At 33.3% G+C, this 22710-nt stretch carries 24 protein-coding genes; 14 read left to right on the plus strand and 10 right to left on the minus strand.

The features are described 5' to 3' along the window. The first annotated feature begins 12 nt into the window (after positions 1–12). Positions 13–1203 carry an elongation factor Tu gene (gene tuf / locus ACO6VN_RS00185; protein ID WP_016999427.1) on the plus strand — a complete coding sequence of 397 codons (1191 nt, stop codon included), beginning with the start codon at positions 13–15 and terminating at the stop codon, positions 1201–1203. Between the two features lie 128 nt (positions 1204–1331). Here the strand turns inward: tuf and ACO6VN_RS00190 are convergent, their stop codons facing one another. The 3 genes from ACO6VN_RS00190 to ACO6VN_RS00200 are packed head-to-tail and all read right to left on the minus strand — an operon-like array spanning position 1332 to position 4863. After that, the gene (locus ACO6VN_RS00190) at positions 1332–2507 is read right to left on the minus strand and encodes a M20 metallopeptidase family protein (RefSeq protein WP_422404074.1); all 1176 of its coding nucleotides are present in this window, start codon (positions 2505–2507) and stop codon (positions 1332–1334) included. Further along, positions 2491–3690: an amidohydrolase gene (locus ACO6VN_RS00195; protein ID WP_194200081.1), complete on the minus strand. Its 1200-nt coding sequence runs from the start codon at positions 3688–3690 to the stop codon at positions 2491–2493. The genes ACO6VN_RS00190 and ACO6VN_RS00195 overlap by 17 nt, the downstream gene beginning before the upstream one ends. Before the next feature lie 3 nt (positions 3691–3693). Next, positions 3694–4863: an amidohydrolase gene (locus tag ACO6VN_RS00200; RefSeq protein WP_194200082.1), complete on the minus strand. Its 1170-nt coding sequence runs from the start codon at positions 4861–4863 to the stop codon at positions 3694–3696. A gap of 153 nt (positions 4864–5016) precedes the next feature. On the opposite strand from ACO6VN_RS00200, the gene ACO6VN_RS00205 reads away from it, so the two are divergent. From ACO6VN_RS00205 to ACO6VN_RS00230, 6 genes are all read left to right on the plus strand, one after another. Next, the gene (locus tag ACO6VN_RS00205) at positions 5017–6204 is read left to right on the plus strand and encodes a glycine C-acetyltransferase (protein WP_016999431.1); all 1188 of its coding nucleotides are present in this window, start codon (positions 5017–5019) and stop codon (positions 6202–6204) included. Positions 6205–6480: 276 nt separating this feature from the next. Next, a complete protein-coding gene (locus ACO6VN_RS00210) occupies positions 6481–7443 on the plus strand; it encodes an L-threonine 3-dehydrogenase (protein WP_422404075.1) in 963 nt (320 codons plus the stop codon). Positions 7444–7549: 106 nt separating this feature from the next. Then, complete coding sequence (locus ACO6VN_RS00215; protein ID WP_016999433.1) at positions 7550–8644, plus strand: branched-chain amino acid aminotransferase; 1095 nt, start codon at positions 7550–7552, stop codon at positions 8642–8644. Positions 8645–8714: 70 nt separating this feature from the next. Further along, positions 8715–9428 (plus strand): HAD family hydrolase, encoded by a 714-nt coding sequence (locus ACO6VN_RS00220; protein WP_135021736.1) that lies wholly within the window; start codon positions 8715–8717, stop codon positions 9426–9428. A gap of 109 nt (positions 9429–9537) precedes the next feature. Beyond that, positions 9538–11121: a hypothetical protein gene (locus ACO6VN_RS00225; protein WP_422404076.1), complete on the plus strand. Its 1584-nt coding sequence runs from the start codon at positions 9538–9540 to the stop codon at positions 11119–11121. A gap of 4 nt (positions 11122–11125) precedes the next feature. Further along, complete coding sequence (locus tag ACO6VN_RS00230; RefSeq protein ID WP_422404077.1) at positions 11126–11725, plus strand: ATP-binding cassette domain-containing protein; 600 nt, start codon at positions 11126–11128, stop codon at positions 11723–11725. A 113-nt stretch (positions 11726–11838) separates the two neighbouring features. Here ACO6VN_RS00230 and ACO6VN_RS00235 read toward each other — a convergent pair whose 3' ends face one another. Both ACO6VN_RS00235 and ACO6VN_RS00240 read right to left on the minus strand, forming a co-directional pair. Next, positions 11839–12507 (minus strand): deoxynucleoside kinase, encoded by a 669-nt coding sequence (locus tag ACO6VN_RS00235; RefSeq protein WP_016999435.1) that lies wholly within the window; start codon positions 12505–12507, stop codon positions 11839–11841. Continuing rightward, positions 12497–13111: a deoxynucleoside kinase gene (locus ACO6VN_RS00240; protein ID WP_064204238.1), complete on the minus strand. Its 615-nt coding sequence runs from the start codon at positions 13109–13111 to the stop codon at positions 12497–12499. The genes ACO6VN_RS00235 and ACO6VN_RS00240 overlap by 11 nt, the downstream gene beginning before the upstream one ends. Before the next feature lie 83 nt (positions 13112–13194). Here ACO6VN_RS00240 and tadA point away from each other — a divergent pair, with 83 nt between their 5' ends. The 3 genes from tadA to ACO6VN_RS00255 all read left to right on the plus strand — a co-directional run bounded on the left by tadA (position 13195) and on the right by ACO6VN_RS00255 (position 15276). Continuing rightward, the gene (tadA, locus tag ACO6VN_RS00245; RefSeq protein ID WP_194200150.1) at positions 13195–13662 is read left to right on the plus strand and encodes a tRNA adenosine(34) deaminase TadA; all 468 of its coding nucleotides are present in this window, start codon (positions 13195–13197) and stop codon (positions 13660–13662) included. Positions 13663–13721: 59 nt separating this feature from the next. Then, positions 13722–14588 carry a Cof-type HAD-IIB family hydrolase gene (locus ACO6VN_RS00250; protein ID WP_016999438.1) on the plus strand — a complete coding sequence of 289 codons (867 nt, stop codon included), beginning with the start codon at positions 13722–13724 and terminating at the stop codon, positions 14586–14588. A gap of 106 nt (positions 14589–14694) precedes the next feature. Further along, positions 14695–15276 carry an NADPH-dependent FMN reductase gene (locus tag ACO6VN_RS00255; RefSeq protein WP_194200086.1) on the plus strand — a complete coding sequence of 194 codons (582 nt, stop codon included), beginning with the start codon at positions 14695–14697 and terminating at the stop codon, positions 15274–15276. Positions 15277–15378: 102 nt separating this feature from the next. Here the strand turns inward: ACO6VN_RS00255 and folE2 are convergent, their stop codons facing one another. From folE2 to ACO6VN_RS00275, 4 genes are all read right to left on the minus strand, one after another. Next, positions 15379–16257: a GTP cyclohydrolase FolE2 gene (folE2, locus tag ACO6VN_RS00260; RefSeq protein ID WP_064211525.1), complete on the minus strand. Its 879-nt coding sequence runs from the start codon at positions 16255–16257 to the stop codon at positions 15379–15381. Between the two features lie 19 nt (positions 16258–16276). After that, entirely contained in the window at positions 16277–16945 is a 669-nt protein-coding gene (gene bshB2, locus ACO6VN_RS00265) for a bacillithiol biosynthesis deacetylase BshB2 (RefSeq protein ID WP_064211524.1), read from the minus strand. A gap of 12 nt (positions 16946–16957) precedes the next feature. Then, positions 16958–17317, minus strand: coding sequence for a YojF family protein (locus ACO6VN_RS00270; RefSeq protein WP_016999441.1), 360 nt, complete (start codon positions 17315–17317; stop codon positions 16958–16960). A 77-nt stretch (positions 17318–17394) separates the two neighbouring features. Continuing rightward, positions 17395–18201 (minus strand): MurR/RpiR family transcriptional regulator, encoded by an 807-nt coding sequence (locus ACO6VN_RS00275; RefSeq protein WP_422404078.1) that lies wholly within the window; start codon positions 18199–18201, stop codon positions 17395–17397. Positions 18202–18321: 120 nt separating this feature from the next. Here ACO6VN_RS00275 and ACO6VN_RS00280 point away from each other — a divergent pair, with 120 nt between their 5' ends. The 4 genes from ACO6VN_RS00280 to ACO6VN_RS00295 all read left to right on the plus strand — a co-directional run bounded on the left by ACO6VN_RS00280 (position 18322) and on the right by ACO6VN_RS00295 (position 21716). Beyond that, positions 18322–19857, plus strand: a complete 1536-nt coding sequence (locus tag ACO6VN_RS00280; protein ID WP_016999443.1) for a PTS transporter subunit EIIC — start codon at positions 18322–18324, stop codon at positions 19855–19857. Between the two features lie 14 nt (positions 19858–19871). Next, positions 19872–20540, plus strand: a complete 669-nt coding sequence (locus ACO6VN_RS00285; RefSeq protein WP_422404079.1) for an N-acetylmannosamine-6-phosphate 2-epimerase — start codon at positions 19872–19874, stop codon at positions 20538–20540. Between the two features lie 2 nt (positions 20541–20542). Further along, a complete protein-coding gene (nagB, locus tag ACO6VN_RS00290; RefSeq protein WP_194200089.1) occupies positions 20543–21277 on the plus strand; it encodes a glucosamine-6-phosphate deaminase in 735 nt (244 codons plus the stop codon). A gap of 94 nt (positions 21278–21371) precedes the next feature. Beyond that, complete coding sequence (locus ACO6VN_RS00295; RefSeq protein WP_194200090.1) at positions 21372–21716, plus strand: hypothetical protein; 345 nt, start codon at positions 21372–21374, stop codon at positions 21714–21716. 71 nt (positions 21717–21787) lie between these two features. Here ACO6VN_RS00295 and thiD read toward each other — a convergent pair whose 3' ends face one another. Then, positions 21788–22618: a bifunctional hydroxymethylpyrimidine kinase/phosphomethylpyrimidine kinase gene (gene thiD, locus ACO6VN_RS00300; RefSeq protein WP_194200091.1), complete on the minus strand. Its 831-nt coding sequence runs from the start codon at positions 22616–22618 to the stop codon at positions 21788–21790. Between the last annotated feature and the right edge of the window lie 92 nt (positions 22619–22710).

A 22710-nucleotide genomic window follows, 5' to 3' on the forward strand; every position in this document is an offset into this window, starting at 1 on the left:
AGAGATTTCATAATGGCTAAAGAAAAATTTGATCGCTCAAAAACACATGCCAATATTGGTACTATCGGTCACGTTGACCATGGTAAAACTACTTTAACAGCTGCTATTGCAACTGTATTAGCAAAACGTTCTGGTGACGGAGAAGCTCGTTCATACGCTCAAATCGACAACGCTCCAGAAGAAAAAGAACGTGGTATTACAATTAATACTTCACACATCGAATATGAAACAGCTACTCGTCACTATGCGCACGTTGACTGCCCAGGACACGCTGACTATGTTAAAAACATGATCACTGGTGCTGCTCAAATGGACGGCGGTATCTTAGTAGTATCTGCTGCTGACGGCCCAATGCCTCAAACTCGTGAGCACATTCTTTTATCACGTAACGTAGGTGTTCCTGCATTAGTAGTATTCTTAAACAAAGTTGACATGGTTGACGACGAAGAATTATTAGAATTAGTTGAAATGGAAGTTCGTGACTTATTAACAGAATATGACTTCCCTGGCGATGACACTCCAGTAATTGCTGGTTCAGCATTAAAAGCTTTAGAAGGCGACGAAGCTTACGAAGAAAAAATTGTTGAATTAATGGAAGCTGTAGATACTTTCATTCCAACTCCAGAACGTGATTCTGACAAACCATTCATGATGCCAGTTGAGGACGTATTCTCAATCACTGGTCGTGGTACTGTTGCTACAGGCCGTGTTGAACGTGGTCAAATCAAAGTTGGTGAAGAAATCGAAATTATCGGTTTAACTGAAGAATCGTCTAAAACAACTGTAACTGGTGTTGAAATGTTCCGTAAATTATTAGACTTCGCTGAAGCTGGAGATAACATCGGTGCATTATTACGTGGTGTTGCTCGTGAAGACGTTAACCGTGGTCAAGTATTAGCTAAACCAGGTTCAATCACACCTCACACTAAATTCAAAGCTGAAGTTTATGTATTATCAAAAGATGAAGGTGGACGTCATACTCCATTCTTCACTAACTACCGCCCACAATTCTATTTCCGTACTACTGACGTAACTGGTGTTGTAAACTTACCAGAAGGTACTGAAATGGTTATGCCTGGCGACAACGTTGAAATGGACGTTGAATTAATTTCACCTATCGCTATTGAAGACGGTACTCGTTTCTCAATCCGTGAAGGTGGACGTACAGTTGGATCAGGTGTTGTTACTGTAATCGAAGCTTAATTCGATTTCGTACAGACTTAACCAAACGTATAATATCTAGCATATTTTACTAGATTTAAATAGAGCAGGGGAAATTCTTATTAACTTAAGAATTTCCCCTGTTTTTTATGTTCATTAATATATAGAATTTATTTTTCTAATTCTTCACTATGTTCAATAATGGATAGGAAGAGTTTAACGCTATTTTGTAATGATTGTTCATCTAAATCGAATTTAGGGTGATGATGAGGGTAAGTTGCTTTTAATGCTTCATTGCCTACACCTGTAAAGAAATAAGTTCCTGGTACATGCTGTAAGAAGTAACCAACATCTTCTCCACCGAGTGAAGGCGGAAAATCAAAAGCTTCTTCGATAGTATCAATATTACTTGCTAGATTTTTAGCCCATTTTGTTTCCTTTTCATGGTTTACTACTGGTGGATATCCGTCTGTATAGTCTAAGTGACATTTCACACCATAACTTGACTCTATACCGTTTAAAATCCCATTTAAACGATCTTTGATTTGTTCTTTAACGCTAGGTAAATAACTTCTTATTGTTCCTGTTAATTTTACTTTGTCCGCTATAACATTAAAGGCGTTACCACCTTTAAATGTTCCAAATGTGACAACTGCTGATTCAAGTGGGTCAATAGTTCTTGATACAATACTTTGCGCCTGAACAATTAATGATGAAGCTGCGACAATTGGGTCTTTTGCGAATTGAGGCATTGCGCCATGCCCACCAAGCCCTTGGATTTCAATTTCAAATGAATCTGCAGCTGCATAAGCAGGTCCAGCACAAAATCCGACTTTATTTGCGTCTATATGGCTCGCTGTATGGGTACCGAATACATAATCAACACCATCTAATGCACCAGCTTCTATCATAGCTCTAGCGCCACCTGGAAGGACTTCTTCAGCATGTTGATGAATAAGTACGACATTACCATGGATAGCATCTGAATGTTCTTTTAATATTTTAGCTGTTATTAATAAGCTTGCTGTATGAGCGTCATGTCCACAAGCATGCATAACGCCCTCTACTGTAGACTTATAAGGCACTTCCTTTTCATCGTTGATAGGCAAAGCATCAAAGTCTGCTCTTAAAGCAATAGTAGGACCTTCTTTCCCGCCTTTAATATAGCCTAAAAGTCCGTTACCTCCGACATCTTTTTTTACTTCAATACCTAAATTTTCAAGATAATCTGAGATATACTTTTTAGTATTTTCTTCTTGAAAAGATAATTCAGGATGTTGATGTAAATGCCTTCTAATTTCGATTAATTCATCCATATGCTTTTCAACTTCATGCGTTAAGGTCATTTTTATAATCTCCTTCCATAAACTTAAATGTTGTTAATAAAAAGATGCGTACAGCATTGATTAACCCTTTTTCATCGATATCGAATTTTGGATGATGATGGGGAAAATCTGCTTTAAAATGCTCATTTCTAGTTCCAGTATAGAAGAAAGCACCGGGCACTCTTTGTTGGTAATAAGAGAAGTCTTCACCACTTAAACTTGCTTCTAATTCTACCAGTTCATAAACGCTATCAACTTCTTGAGTGGCTTCAAGAATGAGGTCAGTCTCACGTTCTGTATTAATGACAGGAGGATAGCCTTTACTATATTTTAAATCGTAAGTAACATCTGTTGAAGTTGTTAAGCCTTCAAGTACTTTTTTGAAACCTTCTACAACGCTTGCTTGAGTCTCTGAATCAAATGTTCTTATCGTCCCGCCAATTTTACATGTATCTGGTATAACGTTATTTGTTTCACCAGCATTAAACATTGTGATAGAAAGAACGGCAGGTGATAAAGCACTTGTTTTACGTGAAACAATATATTGTAAGTCATTACATAGTTGAATTCCGGCTGCTAATGGATCTATTAATTGGTCGGGATGAGCTGCGTGACCACCTCTACCTTTTAACGTAATCCAGAAGTCATCTGGAATGCCTGTTGTTGTCCCGTATTTATAACCGACTTTACCAACATCTATAGTACTTGATACATGTTGGCCAATGATAGCGTCCACACCTGTTAGGCATCCGTCTGCAATCATTTGTATCGCGCCGCCAGGGTCTACTTCTTCAGCATGTTGGTGAATAAAAACAACACGACCATTAATATCATCACGATGTTCAGATAAAATTTTTGCAGTCATGAGTAAGACAGCAGTATGCGCATCATGTCCACAAGCATGCATGACTCCATCTACAGTAGATTTATAAGGTACTTCTTTTTCGTCTTGTATAGGTAATGCATCAAAATCAGCTCTAATTGCTAGGGTAGGGCCTGGTTTATCTTTGTTTAATGTTCCAACTACACCTCTGTCACCAACACCTTCTCTAACATCTATGTCTAGATTACGAAGGTAATTTGCAATATAGGCTGGAGTTTGTACTTCTTCAAATGAAAGTTCAGGATTCATATGTAAATGCCTTCTGATTTCTATCATCTCATCATAATAATCTTCAACTTTTTGAAATAAAATATCTTTCATTTATTATATTACTCCTTCAACTTCAAGAATTTTTAAAAACATTTCTGTTGTCGTTTTCATTGCATCTTCATCTAAATCAAACATTGGGTGATGGTGAGGGGCTGTTGAAGATTTTTCTTCATTACCACTACCAGTTAGGAAGAAGCATCCTGGACGTTCTAAAAGATAGTAAGAAAAGTCTTCACCAATCATCATTGGTTCGATATCTTCATAAGTAAGGTCTAAATCTGTAGCTGCTTCTTTAACAACATTGTATTGTTCATCATGATTAATGACGGTAGGATAGCCTCTTCTATAATCGAAATCGTAACTTGCGTTATTTGCGATACAGATACCCTTTAAAAGGCGTTCTAGTTCTTCTTCGATTAAATCCTTCACTTTGGGATTAAACGTTCTGACAGTGCCTTCAATAGTCGCTGTGTCGCTAATAACATTAAAGGTGTTACCTGCGTCAATTTTTCCTACAGTAATAACACCTTGGTCGATAGGATCTAAATTTCTTGAAATGATTTTTTGTAAACTAGAAATATACTCTGAAACAATGACGATAGGATCAATGGAAGTGTGTGGTTTAGCACCATGACCACCTTTACCTTGAATTGTGATTTTAAAATAATCAGGAGAAGCCATCACTGCACTACGCTTAGTTTTAATTTCTGATGTTGAATGTCCACTCCAAAAGTGATTGCCGTATATTTTATCTACGCCATCTAAAGCACCATCATCAACCATTGGTTTAGCGCCACCTGGACTTAATTCTTCCGCGTATTGGAATATAAAAACGACATTACCTTTCAATTGTGATTGATGTTCATGTAGTAATTCACATAAAGTGAGTAGTGTAGCTGTATGCCCGTCGTGTCCACAAGCATGCATCACACCATCTACAGTAGATTTATATGGAACGTCTTTTTCATCTTGAATAGGCAATGCATCAAAATCAGCACGAAATGCAATAGTCTGACCTGGTTCATTTCCTTTAAGTTTTGCTACTATACCATTTTGACCAACACGTTCTCTTATTTGTAACTTATCTAACTTTTTGAGTTCAGATAAAATAAAATCATGAGTTTTATCCTCATGATATGATAATTCTGGATTCATATGCATATATCGTCTTATTTCTACGAGACGATCAAATTTTTCTTCGATTTCTTTTTTCCAATTGACCATTGCTAAACCTTCTTTCAATTCTTTCGAAATATAATACGACTATTGTAGCAAAATTTATAGAAAATTTAAACAATTCAATTTACTGTGATAACGCTTAATTCTTTGATTTTAGTATGTTATGATAAATAAAAAGTGCTAAAGGAGAAAGTGCAAATGGTACAAACATTAGAAACATTTTTAACAACAAATTTAAATGAATTGAAGGATAATGGTTTGTATAATGAAATTGATATTGTTGAAGGCGCAAATGGTGCTGAAATTAATATTGGTGGAAAATCATATATCAATTTATCTTCAAACAATTACCTTGGATTAGCAACAGACGAAGATTTGAAAAAAGCTGCTAAAGACGCAATCGATACTCATGGTGTTGGCGCTGGTGCAGTACGTACTATTAATGGGACACTAGATTTGCATAGAGAATTAGAAGAGACTTTAGCTCAATTTAAAGGGACTGAAAGTGCAATTGCTTATCAATCTGGATTCAACTGTAACATGGCAGCAATTTCAGCAGTTATGAATAAGAATGATGCAATTCTTTCTGATGAATTAAACCATGCTTCTATTATAGATGGCTGTCGTTTATCTAAAGCGAAAATCATTCGAGTGAATCATTCTGATATGGAAGATTTAAGAGCAAAAGCAAAAGAAGCAGTAGAGTCAGGTCAATATAACAAAGTAATGTATATTACTGACGGCGTATTCTCTATGGATGGTGATGTAGCTAAATTACCAGAAATCGTAGAAATCGCTGAAGAATTTGGCTTAATCACTTATGTTGATGACGCTCACGGCTCAGGTGTTATGGGTAAAGGAGCAGGCACAGTAAAACATTTCGGTTTACAAGATAAAATTGATTTCCAAATTGGAACGTTATCTAAAGCAATAGGTGTAGTAGGCGGATACGTAGCAGGTACGAAAGATTTAATAGATTGGTTAAAAGTTGCTTCAAGACCTTTCTTATTCTCAACTTCTTTAGCACCTGGAGATACTAAAGCAATTACTGAATCAGTTAAAAAATTAATGGCTTCAACTGAATTACACGATAAATTATGGGATAATGCGAACTACTTAAAAGAAGGCTTAAAAGCTAAAGGGTTCGATATTGGACATTCAGAAACACCAATTACACCAGTAATTATTGGTGAAGAGAAAAAGGCTCAAACATTTAGTAAACGACTAATGGACGAAGGTGTATATGCAAAAGCTATAGTATTCCCGACTGTGCCTAGAGGTACAGGTCGTGTAAGAAATATGCCAACTGCAGCACATACGAAAGAACAATTAGATCAAGCAATTGAAACTTACGAAAAAATTGGTAAAGAACTTGGATTGCTGTAAATAATGTGAAGTGACAGGCTGAGACATAAATAAATGTCTCAGCCTTATTTATGATATACTCCCTGTTTTTATGATATACTCCCTGTTTTTATGATATACTCCCTGTTTTTATGATATACTCCCTGTTTTTATGTAATAAGTGCCCTTTTTATTATAGAAATGTGTTTCTCAAGTATACAAATCGGCTTAAATAAGTTAAAATAACTATAAAGAAAGCGTTTTTGTACGTTCTAAAAAGACAATTGAACATTTCAATAGTACAGGAGGATTTTTATTATGAAAAAAGTCATCATAACTGGTGCGCTAGGTCAAATCGGGACAGAATTAGTAATAAAATTAAGAGAAAAATTTGGCAACGATCAAGTTCTAGCTACAGATATAAAAAGACCAGAAAGTGACAGCGTTATATTAAATGGACCATTCGAAATACTAGATGTAGCGGATAAAGACAGATTGTTTGAGCTAGTTGAAACATTTAAAGCAGATACAATTATGCATATGGCTGCTTTATTATCTGCAACTGCTGAAAAAAATCCTTTATTTGCATGGAATTTAAATATGGGTGGGCTTGTAAATGCTTTAGAAGCGGCAAGAGAATACAACATGCAATTCTTTACACCAAGTTCTATAGGTGCTTTCGGGCCTAATACACCAAAAGATATGACGCCACAAGAAACGATACAAAGACCGACTTCAATGTATGGCGTGAATAAAGTAGCAGGAGAATTATTATGTGACTACTATTATACGAAATTTGGCGTAGATACAAGAAGTGTACGTTTCCCTGGGTTAATTTCTTATGTAAAAGAACCAGGCGGAGGTACAACAGATTACGCTGTGGAAATATACTTTAAAGCGATACGAGAAGGTAAATACAATAGTTATATCGCTAAAGGGACATATATGGATATGATGTTTATGGATGATGCTATTAATGCGATTATTCAATTGATGGAAGCAGACGGGGAAAGATTGGTTCATCGTAACGCATATAACGTAAGTGCTATGAGCGTAGAACCAGAAACAGTTAAAGCTTCAATACAAAAAATATTGCCTGAATTTGAGCTTGGTTATGATGTTGATCCTGACCGTCAAGCAATTGCAGATACTTGGCCAAATTCAATCGATACAAGTTGTGCTAAGGAAGAATGGGGATTCAATCCACAATATGATTTAGATAGCATGACAAAACTAATGTTGAAAGCAATTAAAGAAAAAGACCAATTAGCAAAAAGTTAAATATATTATGAGTATTTTTTAAATTTTCTAAAAACTTATTGAATAACCCCTCTATGACTGATATACTTGATAACATTAATTATTAATTAGCCTAGGAGGAATCATTATGTCAGAAACATTTTACGTAGAACAGCGTGAGCAGCTGAAAGAAAAACCGGATTTTCAAAAGTTAGCGTTCGGCGAAATCTTTACAGATTATATGCTATCTATGTCTTATAAACAAGGTGAAGGCTGGTCAGAGCCTAAAATTATTCCATATGGGCCAATTACTTTATCGCCAAGTGCACAAGGGCTTCATTATGGTCAAACAGTATTTGAAGGCATGAAAGCATATAAAGACGGAGATGAAGTAACGTTATTCAGACCTGACCAAAATTTCAAAAGAATCAATTTATCGTTAAAACGTTTGGAAATGCCACAAATCGACGAAGACAAAGTATTAGAAGGTTTATTACAGCTAATTGATATAGAACGTGATTGGGTGCCTAATGGTGAAGGCCAATCTTTATATGTGAGACCATTTGTATATGCAACTGAACCTTACTTAGGTGTACGTTCGTCAACAGATTATGAATTTCTAGTGATTCTTTCTCCTGTAGGTGCATATTATGGTGATGAACAATTAAAACCAACAAGTATATATGTCGAAGATGAGTTTGTTCGTGCTGTTAGAGGTGGAGTAGGTTTTGCTAAATGTGGTGGAAACTATGCTGCTAGTTTAATTGCACAAACACGTGCTAATGAATTAGGCTTTGATCAAGTTCTTTGGTTAGACGGTGTAGAACAAAAATATATCGAAGAAGTAGGTAGTATGAATATCTTCTTTGTAATCGATGGTAAAGTAGTAACACCTGAATTAAATGGTAGTATTTTACCAGGTATTACAAGAAAAACTGTGCTCGAGTTAGCCCAAGAATTGGGTTATGAAACTGAAGAAAAACGAATTTCAATCGATGAAGTAGTCAATGCACATCATGATGGTCGTTTAACAGAAATATTCGGCACAGGAACTGCAGCTGTTATTTCACCAGTTGGCTTCTTAAAATATGATGAAGTTGAAATTACAATTAATGATAATAAGACGGGTCCTATCACAAATCATTTATTTGATGAGTACACAGCAATCCAAACAGGTAAGAAAGAAGATAAACATGGTTGGAGAGTAGTAGTAGGACAAGAAAGCCGTATTGAGACAGTATAAAGATATTTAAAATAAATCAGGCTGAGACATCTATTTGTCCCAGCCTGATTTTTTAAAGGAGAATACATATATGATTAATTGGCTACTATTTGATAAAGACGGAACATTACTAAAGTTTGATGAAACATGGTCTGAAATCTCTCTTGTGATGATCAATAAATTTATAGAACAATATCAAGTTGAAGAAGAACAATCATTACAAGAAGAATTAGGATATGTAGACGGGAAATTTTTAGCAAGTGGTATTTTAGCTTCAGGAACATTATCTGATATCGTAAAAAAATTTCAAAAATACGCTAATCACGAAAATAATAAAGAAGTAGAAGACTGGACAGTACAATTAAGCAAAGATTTAATTGCAGAATATAATCCAGAAACGGTCGTAATAGACGACATGCAAAATACATTAAAACATTTCAAAGATAAAGGATATCAAATAGCGATTATAACGAGCGACGATCAAGACGGAACAAAACGCTTTATCAAAGATGCAGGCGTCAGTCATTTAATAGACGATACAATTACCGCTACTATTAACGGTTATCAAAAGCCAGACCCTAAAATGGTAGAAGACTTTTATGCAAAATGGAACGTTGTACCAGAAGAAATAGCAATAATAGGTGATACCCCAACAGATATACAAATGGGACGAAATTCACATTTCGGTGTAGTAGTCGGTGTACTAAGCGGTACAGGCGAAAAATCAGACTTGGAAGAAGCGGATTATATATACAAAGACATAAATGAATTTTATGAAAAAGAAACAGAATGGAATGGTAGATGATTCAGTAAATAATACTTCAAATAATTGAATGATACCTTTTATGGAATAAATTGTATATACTATATTTAATAGGAAATTGAATTGGATCTCATTTTAAAGGATATGGTTTATGAAAAATTTTTCTTTTACAAAGTTTATTATTTGGAAATCGAAAATTAGATTAAATGATATTTTAAAAGATATACGGTTACCACTTAATTTTAAAATGAATGGTTATATTTTATTTTTTTATAGTGTTTTAAGTGAATTGATTTTATGCATATTTTTAGTTAATCTGATTAATTCTGGTTATTTTCAATATATTTTAAATTATTTTACAAATTTTAAGTATATTTTATTGGTAACTATCATTTGTATACTGATGATAGTTCTATTTTTCTATGGAGGAAAATCAGCAAAATGGATGTATTATTCCGAGGATAAAGAATGGTTTCTACTTAATGTAAATGCATCAGCTACAAAAATATATATTTTATTTATTTCTTTTGAGTTCATATGGAGCTGTTTTACTATAACCATGACTATCATACCTATTTATTTTTTAATAGTTAGTTTTAGTGATGTGAAAATAGGTTGGATTCTTATATTGTCTGTTTTTTTATATTTTGTAGGGGTTTCGTGGAGATATTTATCTTTACTACAGACCAAATCCAATATATTTTTAGAAGGTAAAATAATATTATGGTATGTATTAAGCCTTGGTGCATCTTTCGGTGCAATTTTAATTTCAAATGCAATACTACCTTCTTTGTCTCAACTGAATAATTTAAAATCTGTAAAAGAATTAAAGCAAGTATTTTATGATTACTCTTGGAAATTAGAAAGCTTAAATAATGAAATGTTAAAAGTTATACATAATTTCAATATAATGATATTTCTTGAAAATAATCTTTTGATGATATTAAAAGTATGCATAATACTAACAATTTTATTTATGTTATTAAGGTATTTGTTTAATCATAATATATGGAATAGCTTTATTTTATTGCAACATGATTTTACTAGGATTAATGTTTATAAAATAATGGGAACTCCTACATTTTGGTTTTTAATAATCGGGGTTAATAATCTTTATGCAAACATTGATGGAAGTTCTATTGCTTTTTATTTTTTAATATACCCAGTTATATTCCTTCCAGTAATGTATTATTTCTCATCAATATATGAAAGCGTTATTTTATATGAATTTGATTCGCAAGGGCAATATGACAAAATTTTTTTACAAACAAAATGGGGATTGTTTAACTTATTTTTATATAAGTATAAAATTTTGTTGATGGTTTCATTTCTATTATTTTTAGTAACAACTTTAATATTAAATTTTGGTCATTTAACTAGCTTATTTTTAATTTCTATTAATACCTTGGTATTGGTTTCAATAGTTGGTGTAACGACAATGCTACCTTCTATCTTTACTTCGAAGTTTTATCATTCAAATATTAATGAACTGAAAGAAGTTGTAGGAAGAGATCAAATATTAACAGTTGTACAATATGTTAATAATATTGGCTTACCCGTATTCATGTGTCTTCCATTATTTTTTAGAATGGTGAATCTTATAGATGCCAGTATCTATATATTGCTCCAAGGAATATTAATGCCAATTATAATTTTAGGATTAAATTTACTTTTGCTTATGATTTTAAAAATGTTGTTAATTAAAATAAGTGATTATAAATTGTTTGAAAGGTGACGTTATGATATTAGAGAATTTTAGTTTTAAATTTAAAAATAAAACGATATTCAAAGAGGTTAATATTAGCTTTCAATTGAATAACATTTACTATTTACTAGGTCCCAATGGACAAGGTAAAAGTACACTCCTAAAATTATTAACGAATCGCTATTATAAATATGAAGGAATGTTAACTTCATTCGATAAAAGTATAAGTTATTTAGCTGACAAAACTTACTTGTATGAACATTTATCAGGACAAGAATATTTGAAGTTTATAAAGGATATATTCTATCTTAAAACAACAGACGAAGAAGTTGATAAAATATTGTCTGGACTTAATCTAAAAGAATATATAAACGAGAAAATTGCAAACTATTCACACGGTATGAGGAGGAAACTTGAGATTGCTACTATTTTCTTTCGTGATACGGATATTATATTGTTAGATGAACCTTTCTCTGGCATAGATAAAGAATCACTTGAATTTATAACTAGGAAGCTGAGTGAACAGAAAAGTGAGAAAATCATTATTTTTACATCTCATCAAGAAGATATATCAAGAAAATTAGCTACTAAAATCATACAAATTAAAGATTATAAACTCATTGAAAAATTATAATAAAATACTCCCCTGAAAGCATGACGTATAAAAACTTTCAGGGGAGTTATTTAAGTTAAAAATGTTTTTTAGATCATATGAGTTGATAATATTAACCCGAACCTATATATTTCCTACTTCACTCTTGTATCGATAGCGCGATGTGTTTCAATGACGTGTGCTACTTTGTCGATGACTTTGTTGATTGATTCTGGGTCTTCGTATAAGTCATAATCATTTATATTTACACGAACAACTGGACACTCTGTAAAGTTGTTAATCCAATTATCATAGCGTGCGAAAAGTTTTTTCCAATATTGTTCGTCTGTTTCGATTTCCATTTGTCGTCCTCTATTTTTGATGCGTTGTATAACATCTTCATAGTCGCATTCTAAATAAATTAATGCATCTGGTTTAGGGAAGTATGGGGTCATAACCATTGCTTCAAATAGTTCTCTATAAGTTGCGTAGTCTTCTTGTGTCATTGTTCCTTGTTCTTCATGCATTTTTGCGAAAATATCAACGTCTTCGTAAATGGAACGGTCTTGTATAAATCCACCGCCGTACTCGAACATTCTTTTTTGTTCTTTAAAGCGTTCTGCTAAAAAGTATATTTGAAGGTGGAAACTCCAGCGTTCAAAGTCGTGATAGAATTTTTCTAAATATGGGTTGTTATCTACTTTTTCAAAAGATGTTTTAAAGTTTAAGCGCTCACTTAGAGCTGTTGTTAATGATGACTTTCCTACCCCAACAGTACCAGCAATCGTTATAATCGCATTACTGGGAATGACTTTATTGGTCATGTTTAATCTCTCCAATCAATGGTTGTAATAAATGTAAAACGTGTTGATAATCTGAGGTGTTATGAACGAAATCTAAATTTGAAGTATCTATTTGTATTGCATCAATTTCATTTTTTACTTCTTTATAAAACTGATTATAGTCGTGTTTTAATTGTGCTAAGTAGTCGTCTTCTATTTGAGCCTCATAGGATCTATTCCTATTGGCAATGCGTTCTTGAAGAACATCTAAGGAAGCATCGAGGAAGATTATTTGATCTGGCATGCGAATATCTTCAGTTAAGATATCGTAGATTCTACTGAATTTATCATATTCAAAATCGTTTAAAGTGTTTTTAGCGAAAATTTTATTTTTAAATATGTGATAATCACTTACGATGCCTTGCACATTTTGTAAATCTGTTAATTGTTTATAGCGATGACATAAGAAGAACATTTCAGTTTGAAAACTCCATTTTGAAATGTCATCATAAAAATCACTTAGAAATGGATTTTCATCTACAATTTCAAATTCTTCTTTATAATTCAAAGCTTTAGCAAGCTTTTTAGTTAAAGAACTTTTCCCGACTCCTATAGGTCCTTCAATTGCAATAAAGGTTTTTTTCATATTTATCTCTCCAGGTGTTAAAATAGACATACCTATTCTATCACAAATTAAACGGAGTGAAATAAAACGTGAATGAAAATTATATGAAACTTGCTATTGAAGAAGCGAAAAAAGCATGGAAAATGGACGAAGTACCAATTGGTGCAATTGTTGTGTATAAAGGGGAAATAATTGGACGAGGGCATAATTTAAGAGAAAATGAACAAAGTCCTTCTGCACATGCTGAGATGCTGGCAATACAAGAAGCATCTGAATATTTAAATTCATGGCGTTTAGAAGATACTACTTTATATGTAACGTTAGAACCTTGTGTTATGTGCTCGGGCGCTATAGTAATGAGTAGAATACCTCATGTTGTATACGGCGCAAGTGATCCTAAAGGTGGATGTAGTGGTAGTTTAATGAATTTAATAGAAGATACAAGGTTTAACCATCGTTCTACAGTAGAAAGAGGAATATTAGCAGAAGAGTGCGGAGAGATGCTTCGTACGTTTTTTAAAGAAAAAAGAGCGAAAAAGAAGCAAAACAAAGAGAAGAGTTCAGATTCATAGAGTTTGTACAGATAATTTGTTAGAATTTATGTTGAATATAAAGAAAAGAGGTCTCTCTAATGATAAAGTTAATCGCAACAGATATGGATGGTACTTTACTAAATGCAGCACACGAAATTTCTAATGAGAACTATGAAGCAATAAAATATGCTCAATCTAAGGGTATTACGGTAGTTATTGCTACGGGAAGAGCTTTTTATGAAGCGAATGGACCAATTGCACCAACAGATTTGACTTTACCTTATATTTGTTTAAACGGGGCTGAATTAAGGGATGAAGAATTTAACATTATTCATACATCTAAATTAACACGTCCATTAATTGATAAAATTACAGGTGTCTTAAATAGTGAAGATATTTATTACCAAGTGTATACGAACTTTGGTATTTATACAGAAGACCCAGAGAAAGACTTAGAAATCTATGTGGATATAGCAGAAAAAGCTGGCCAAAAAGCGGATGTTAAGAAAATTAGAGCTAATATACAAAATCGTATAGATAATGGGACTTTGAAACAAGTTGATAGCTATGACGAAATTAGTAAACGTCCAGGCGAAATTATTTTGAAAATCTTAGCATTTGCGAGTGATTTAGAAAAAATCGATAGAGCTAAAGCAGAAATTTCTGAGTCTCAAAGTTTAGCTGTATCTTCTTCTTCAAGAGGGAATATAGAAATTACACATTCTGATGCACAAAAGGGAATCGCATTAGAAGCAATCGCTGAACAACTCAAAATACCAATGTCAGATGTTATGGCGATAGGTGATAATTTAAATGACATTTCTATGTTAGAAAAAGCAGGATATGCAGTTGCAATGGAAAATGGTGCACCTGAAGTTAAAGAAATGGCGGATTATATAACAGATACAAACGAAAATAGTGGTGTTGGTAAAGCCATCATACAAGCATTGAAAAGCGAAGAGTAATTGTTAATAGTCCATTAGACTGATTTTTAACTGAGTATAAACTCTTAGTTATTCAGTATGTTATACTGTGAGGTATAATAAATATCATAATTTTGAGGTGACAACAGTGAAAGTATTACTTATTGTAGGTAGCGCTAAACAATACTCTCATACACATGCACTGGCGCAATTTGTTCGCGGTAACTTAGAAGAACAAGATGCAGAGGTAACATTGTTTGATTTATATGATAAGCCAGTTCCGTTCTTAGATGTATCTGGCCGACACTTAAATGATGAACGTATTAAAGCAAATGTTAATGAATTACGAGAACTAGCTGAAGAAGCAGATGCTATTATAATTGGTACACCAAATTATCACGGTTCATATTCAGGCGTAGTAAAAAATGCATTAGATCATTTAACGATGGACGAATTCAAAATGAAACCGGTTGGATTAATTTGCAATAGTGGTGGCATGCGTAGTACGGAACCATTATCACACTTAAGAATCATCATGAGAAACTTGTTAGGAATTGCTGTGCCTGTCCAAATCTCTACACAAGATGCAGATTACGGAAAAACAGAAGACGGCACTTACTATGTGGATGTAGATGATATTAAATTACGCGTTAAACTATTTACAGAGCAAATCATTAAATTAATTCAGAACAATCCATGGGTTGAAACTGAAGAAGAAGTGAATTTGTAATTAAGGAAAGTAACGAGTGGTTACTAGGGTTAAATAAAAATGAAAAACAGCCAAAATTCTTTTTTAAATAAGAATTTTGGCTGTTTTTTTAGTTATATATGATTATTTTGAGTATTTTAATCTTGCGAATGCATCATGTTGATGTATTGATTCCTCATTACGGCATTCTATTTCGAAGCCATTAATCCATTCTAATTCGACTAAATCTGCTGCTACTAATCTAATTAAGTCCTCTACGAAGCGAGGATTTTCATATGCACGCTCTGTAACTGCTTTTTCATCTGTACGTTTTAGTATTGGATAAAGCATAGAGCTTGCATTTGCTTCCATACCGTCTAAAATCAATTCTTTATAATTATCCGGTAAATCAGTCTCAGTGTCTAAATCAATTAGGACTGTAATAATACCGCGCTGGTTATGAGCAGAGTATTCACTAATTTCTTTAGAACAAGGACATAGTGTTGTAACCGGTACTTCGATACCTAACGATTTTTTAGTAAGTTTGTCATCTGATACTGATAAAATGTAACGTATATCAGCGTTTCCAACAGCTTTTTGTTGAGTAATGGGACTGTATCGGTTAAAGAACCATTTAGCTGATACGTCTACAGAAGCTGTATTTTGGAACATTGCACTTTCAAGTGTATTGAGTAATGATTTTAAAGAATCAAAACCTAAAGGCACACCGTTATCGTAATGTTTTTCAACACTTTCGATGATACGGCTCATATTAATACCTTTTTCATCTTGATTTAAACTTGTTGAAAACTCAAAATTACCAATTGATTGAAAACCATCTATTTTAACAGGATAAACTAAATTTTTAATACCAACATGCTCAATTTCGAATAGGAAATCTTTTTTAGAACTTTGTAAATCAGGCATTTTTTCTTTTTCAGTAGGTTTCGTTCCTTTGATTGGATCTACTGAACCAAAATATTTCCATCGCGCTTCACGTGTTGATAAATCGATTTGTTTCATTAACATTGCCTCCAACTATCTATTCAATATGATATGTCCAGAAATGTTCTGACTTCAACCACATATCTTTAGCCGCTTCACTCTCTTGTGTATTTGAAGCGAGGTTTTGTAACATTGGTCCGGTTTGAGATGCATGAGCTTGAAGTACTTTCATTTTACGTTCCTCATAACCAGTTATATCTATATTTACATCGGGCTCTCCGAGATCGCTATACGTGTCATTGCTAAATGCTACTAAATGTAATTTAGGACGTTCCGATTTTTCCATACGGCTTACTGTTCTTATCACTGCTTCTGCAGTTGCTTCATGGTCTGGATGTACAGAATAGCCTGGATAGAATGATATTATTAGTGATGGATTTAATTCATCTATTAATGATTTTACCATATTATCTATTTCATCTTTCGGTTCAAATTCAACAGTTTTATCTCTATAACCCATTTTACGTAAATCAGTAATACCGATTGCTTCAGCAGCTGCTTCTAATTCACGTTCTCTAATAAACGGTAAAGACTCTCTTGTTGCAAAAGGAGGGTTGCCGAGATTACGACCCATTTGACCTAAAGTTAAGCATGCATAAGTAACTGGGACACCGCTATCTATAAATTTGCTTAATGTACCCGAAGTTCCAAACGCTTCATCATCTGGATGTGGGAATATAACTAACACTTGTCTTTCTTTATCCATTGTCGTCACCTCTTATTCCTTAAACGGTTTACTACTAATTTCTAAACTAGCAGCAAGTTGCCCTTCATGATTTAATCCCGCTAATAATAATTCTTTATTTTCCGTTACTTCATAATGCGTCAAACCTTGTACATAAACCCAGCCATTGTTGTCTAATTTAAGGCCCACACGGAAAGGCTCTTTAACGCCACCTGTTAAATGGGCATGGGTAAATGTAACTTGAATATTTCTTAAAAATGTACCAGCGTTGAACACTTTTTGATCAAAGTGATTCGCATATGCACCATTTGTTGTCTCTACATGAAGATAAACTGGCTTATTTTCATATTCTGATATTAAGGTTTGAACTTGATCTATTTGAATTAATTCCATGCCTTTCACTCCTCATAGTATATACTTTACTATTCTACTAAATTCTCGAGTAAATTTATATACATTCTGCTCACAACTCAGGAATTATTATCCTTTAAAATAACTTCTTTAGTATGCTCGTATTGTGTTAAATGACTTTCGTGTGACAAAAGCATGTAACTGACAACATCTATTAGAAAATGAGCTGAAATTTGAGTGTTAATAAATTGATGATCATTTATTCTAGTTTGATCTATCGTCATAATCGTTATGTCTGAGAGTGCGGAAAGAGGGCTACCAGCATAGTTAGTAATCGCAATAATTGTGGCACTATGATCTTTAGCGATTTTAACAGCGTTAACCAATTCTTTTGTTTCTCCACTATTAGACAAGGCAATAAATGTATCTCGCTCAGTGAGCAAAGAAGCACCAATTTTTATTTGATGCACATCTGTCGCTGAATTTCCTTTAATACCCATGCGCATTGTTCTGTAATAGAACTCAGTGGCTGTTAAACCTGAGCTACCTAACCCTGCAAATAACGCATGTTCACTTTCTATTAATACTTCGATCAATTGATTTATTTTTTTATTAGAAATAAATTCACCTGATTGTTGAATGATAGATTGATGATATTCATATATCCGTTGTATGAGAGGTACGTTTTGAATATCTGTGCCATTATAAGATTGTTGAATATTAAATTTCATATCTTGGAAATGCTGATAATTAAGTTTATGACTGAAACGAGAAATACTAGAAGGTGAAACATTAATAGCATAAGCTAATGCTGTAATTGTTGAAAAATGGTCGCCTTTCGGATGAGTAGTAATATACTGTGCAATTTTTTCGTCTGTTTTTGTGAAAAGATATGAAAATTGTTGAATACGATTTTCAAAATTCATGGTTAACACTCCTGTTTTCTATAATATGTGTATTATATTTGAAAAAGTTTTTCAAAACAATGAATATTATTGACTAATCTTTTCATGGTGTTATATTTAGTTTCAATAGGAGGTGTGTCCATGAGTAAAATTTTTGATAAGGCACAACAATTCGGGAAATCATTTATGTTACCCATCGCTATATTACCAGCAGCGGGTTTGCTTCTGGGTATTGGAGGTGCGTTGAGTAACCCAAATACAATAAAAGCTTATCCAATCTTAGATGTGGATTTATTACAATATATCTTTATATTAATGTCTTCAGCAGGGGATATTGTTTTTGCTAATTTACCAGTAATATTTGCTATAGGTGTAGCGATTGGATTAGCGAGAAGTGATAAAGGTACAGCTGGTCTAGCAGCGATGTTAGGCTTTCTAATTATGAATGCAACTATGAACGCGTTATTGACGATTACTGACAATATTGCATCTCAAGATTCACTTGCTAAAGCAGGGCAAGGAATGATGTTAGGAATCCAAACAGTTGAAACAGGTGTATTTGGTGGTATTATCGTCGGTATTTTGACGTCATTTTTACATAATAAATATAACAAGATTACATTGCCACCATTTTTAGGGTTCTTTGGTGGTTCTAGATTCGTACCTATTATAACCTCTGTAGCTTCTATAGTATTAGGTGTTGTATTGTACTTTGTATGGCCGACCATCCAAGGTTGGATATTTGGTGCAGGTGGACTTGTAAATAAGACAGGCGTTATAGGAACGTTCATTTATGGATTTGTATTACGTATGCTTGGACCATTTGGACTGCATCATATATTCTATTTACCATTCTGGCAAACAGCTTTAGGTGGTACAATGGAAATCAACGGTAAAATTGTTCAAGGAACACAAAATATATTTTTCGCTCAGTTAGGCGATGCTAATTTAACACATTATTATTCGGGCATTTCACGTTATATGTCTGGTAGATTTATAACAATGATGTTTGGCTTGTTAGGTGCTGCATTAGCTATCTACCATACTGCAAAGCCTGAAAAGAAAAAAGTCGTAGGTGGTTTAATGCTTTCAGCGGGGCTTACGTCATTCTTAACAGGTATAACTGAGCCTTTAGAATTCAGTTTCTTATTTATTGCGCCAGTTTTATATGTTATCCATGCTATATTTGATGGATTAGCCTTTATGATGGCTGATATATTTAATATTACAGTTGGACAAACTTTTAGTGGTGGTTTTATTGATTATATACTGTTCGGTGTGTTACAAGGTAATAGTAAGACAAATTATTTACTAGTGATTCCAATTGGTATAGTCTGGTTCTTACTGTATTACGTTACATTTAGATTTTTAATTACTAAATTTAACTTTAAGACGCCTGGCCGTGAAGATGAAGCGGCGGTTGAAACTGTTAAAGCAAGTGAACGCGCGCAAACAATTATTAAAGGTTTGGGTGGCAAGGAAAACATTGATGCTGTAGATTGTTGTGCAACAAGATTAAGAGTGACCGTTAAAGATGGTGAACAGATTGATGAAGATTTGATTAAATCAACTGAATCACGAGGTATTGTTCAAAAAGGTACAGGTGTACAAATTATATATGGTCCTCATGTAACAACAATTAAAAATGAAGTTGAAGAAGCATTAGAAGAAAAATAAGGAGTGCATTTTAAATGTTACCGCAAGGATTAATAGTTTCATGTCAAGCATTACCAGAAGAGCCATTATATTCTTCATTTATTATGAGTAAAATGGCATTAGCTGCTTATCAAGGTGGTGCTAAAGGAATTAGAGCAAATACGAAAGAAGACATCATCGCAATAAAAAAAGAAGTCGACTTACCAGTCATCGGTATAGTAAAAAGAGATTACGAAGATTCCAACGTATTTATCACAGCTACTACGAAAGAAGTCGATGAGTTGATTGAAAGTGGATGTGAGGTAATTGCTCTAGATGCGACTAAACAAGAAAGACCAAAAGAATCACTTGAAGAAATTGTTCAGTATATTAGAGATAACGCACCAAATGTAGAAATTATGGCTGATATATCAGATTTAGACGAAGCAATCAATGCTGATAAGCTTGGGTTTGACTATGTTGGTACAACATTAAGAGGTTATACATCATATACTAAAGGTCATGTATTATACGAAAATGACTTTCAATTTTTAAAAGATGTATTAAATAAAGTCGAAGCTAAAGTGATAGCAGAAGGAAACGTTGTAACACCTGAAATGTTGAAGCGTGTAACGGATTTAGGTGTTCATTGCACAGTTGTTGGAGGCGCAATCACAAGACCTTTAGAAATTACAAAACGATTTATTAAAGAAATAGAGGGATAATCATGAAATTTATAAATTTAGGTACTGAAAAAGAAGCTTGTCATTATGTTGCAAATGAGTTATTAAAGCAAATCATAACTGACAATAAGAGTGTGTTAGGTTTAGCTACTGGTGGTACAATGGTCGGCGTATATGAACAATTAGTTAATTTAATTAAAATAAATAAATTGGATTTAAGTAATATTACAACCTTTAATTTAGATGAGTATATAGGAATCGACTCTAATCATCCAGAGAGTTATTACACATATATGCACGATATATTATTTAACCATTTATCTAGTTGGAACGAAGAAAAAATACATTTACCACATGGATCAGCAAATGATTTAAATAGCGAAGTAGAACGCTATGAGAATCTAATAGATAAAGAAGGTCCAATGGACATACAAATATTAGGAATTGGTGAAAATGGTCATATCGGTTTTAATGAGCCAGGAACATCATTTGATAGTTTAACAAGTGTAGTTGATTTAACAGAATCAACAATAGAAGCTAACAGTAGATATTTTGAAACGAAAGAAGAAGTACCTAAACAAGCAATTTCAATGGGGATTCAATCTATTTTAAAAGCTAAACGCATCATATTATTAGCTTTTGGACCAAAAAAAGCAGAAGCGATTCAAAAGTTGTTGTCAGGTGAAATTACGACTGATCTTCCAGCTTCAGCATTGTACAATCACCCGAATGTAGAAATCATTGTAGATAATAGTGCTTATAGTAATAAAGAATCTTAAAGTACATATGTAAATATTAACTTGATAGATGATATCGTTTAAAGTACAATTACTACTACAAAGAATGAGCCTTAAGAAACGGCGGGTGAAAATAGTGGAAAGAAAGCGTATTTCATTTAATGATGAAGCGGTTTTAAATTATTGTAATATCATGGGATATCAGTATTATGAAGAAGTGCCAGTTCAATATTTATTAAGTGTTCTTCGTGAATTTGATAGTTTTAAGCCTTATATGGGCAGTAACGTAAAACTAAAACAAATTAAAACCGAATTTGAACAAACTGAACGTATTATGACTTTAGAAAATTATGAAGCTGAAATCGTGTGTCTTAATGAAAGTAAAGTAGATAATATGACGCTTTATGAATATGAAATGAAACTATTTAAAAAACAAAAAGTGATTGCCAAAATAAAAGCAGAATTTGGCATTGGACAATAATGAAAAGGCTACACGTAAAAAAGCCTACAAAGTGAGATACTCTGTAGACTTTTTAAACGTGTAGTTTTTATTTATACTTCTTCAGTATAAACTTCGATTTTTTCAATACGGTTTGCTGCACCATGATCAACTGGACCGACGAATTCATTCATTCTCCAGCCATTTTTTATTGCAGATGCAACAAATGCTTTAGCGTGTTTTACAGCATCTTCTGGAGACTCACCGTTAGCTAAATTAGCAGTAGTTGCAGCAGCAAATGTACAGCCGGCACCATGATTATAACTAGATTGGAATTTATCAGTAGAAAGTAATATATGTTTTTTACCATCATAGAATAAGTCAAAGGCTTTATCTGATTCTAGCGCTTTACCACCTTTAATGATGACATATTGTGAACCAAGCTCATGTATTTTTTCAGCAGCTTTTTTCATATCTTCGATAGATGTTAATTTACCTAAACCAGAAAGTTGTCCCGCTTCAAATAAATTTGGTGTTACAATTGTTGCTTTAGGTAATAATTCTTTAATCATTGCTTCAGTATTTCCCGGGTTAAGTACTTCATCTTCGCCTTTACAAACCATAACTGGGTCAACAACAAAGATTTCTGAACCTGACTCGTCATATGCTTGGCGAGCACGTTTAATAACTTCTTCAGAACCTAACATACCAGTTTTAATTGCATCTGGACCGATAGAAATAGCTGTATTTAACTGCTTATCCAGTAAATCAAGAGGTAATGGCGTCACATCATGTGCCCAAGTTTTTGGGTCCATTGTAACGACAGCTGCTAATGCAACCATTCCATAAGTATTGTGTTCTTGAAATGTTTTTAAATCAGCTTGCATTCCAGCACCAGCACTTGTATCTGATCCTGCTATAGTTAAGACTTTTTTTAATGCCATCGGTAATTCCTCCCAATATATTCATATAAGATATCATATCATGTTTTTTAATTGTAAAAAATAGTTATGACCATTTCATGAAGGCTATGTTA

It is taken from the genome of Mammaliicoccus sp. JADD-157, assembly GCF_049310805.1.
Classification (GTDB): Bacteria; Bacillota; Bacilli; order Staphylococcales; family Staphylococcaceae; genus Mammaliicoccus; species Mammaliicoccus lentus.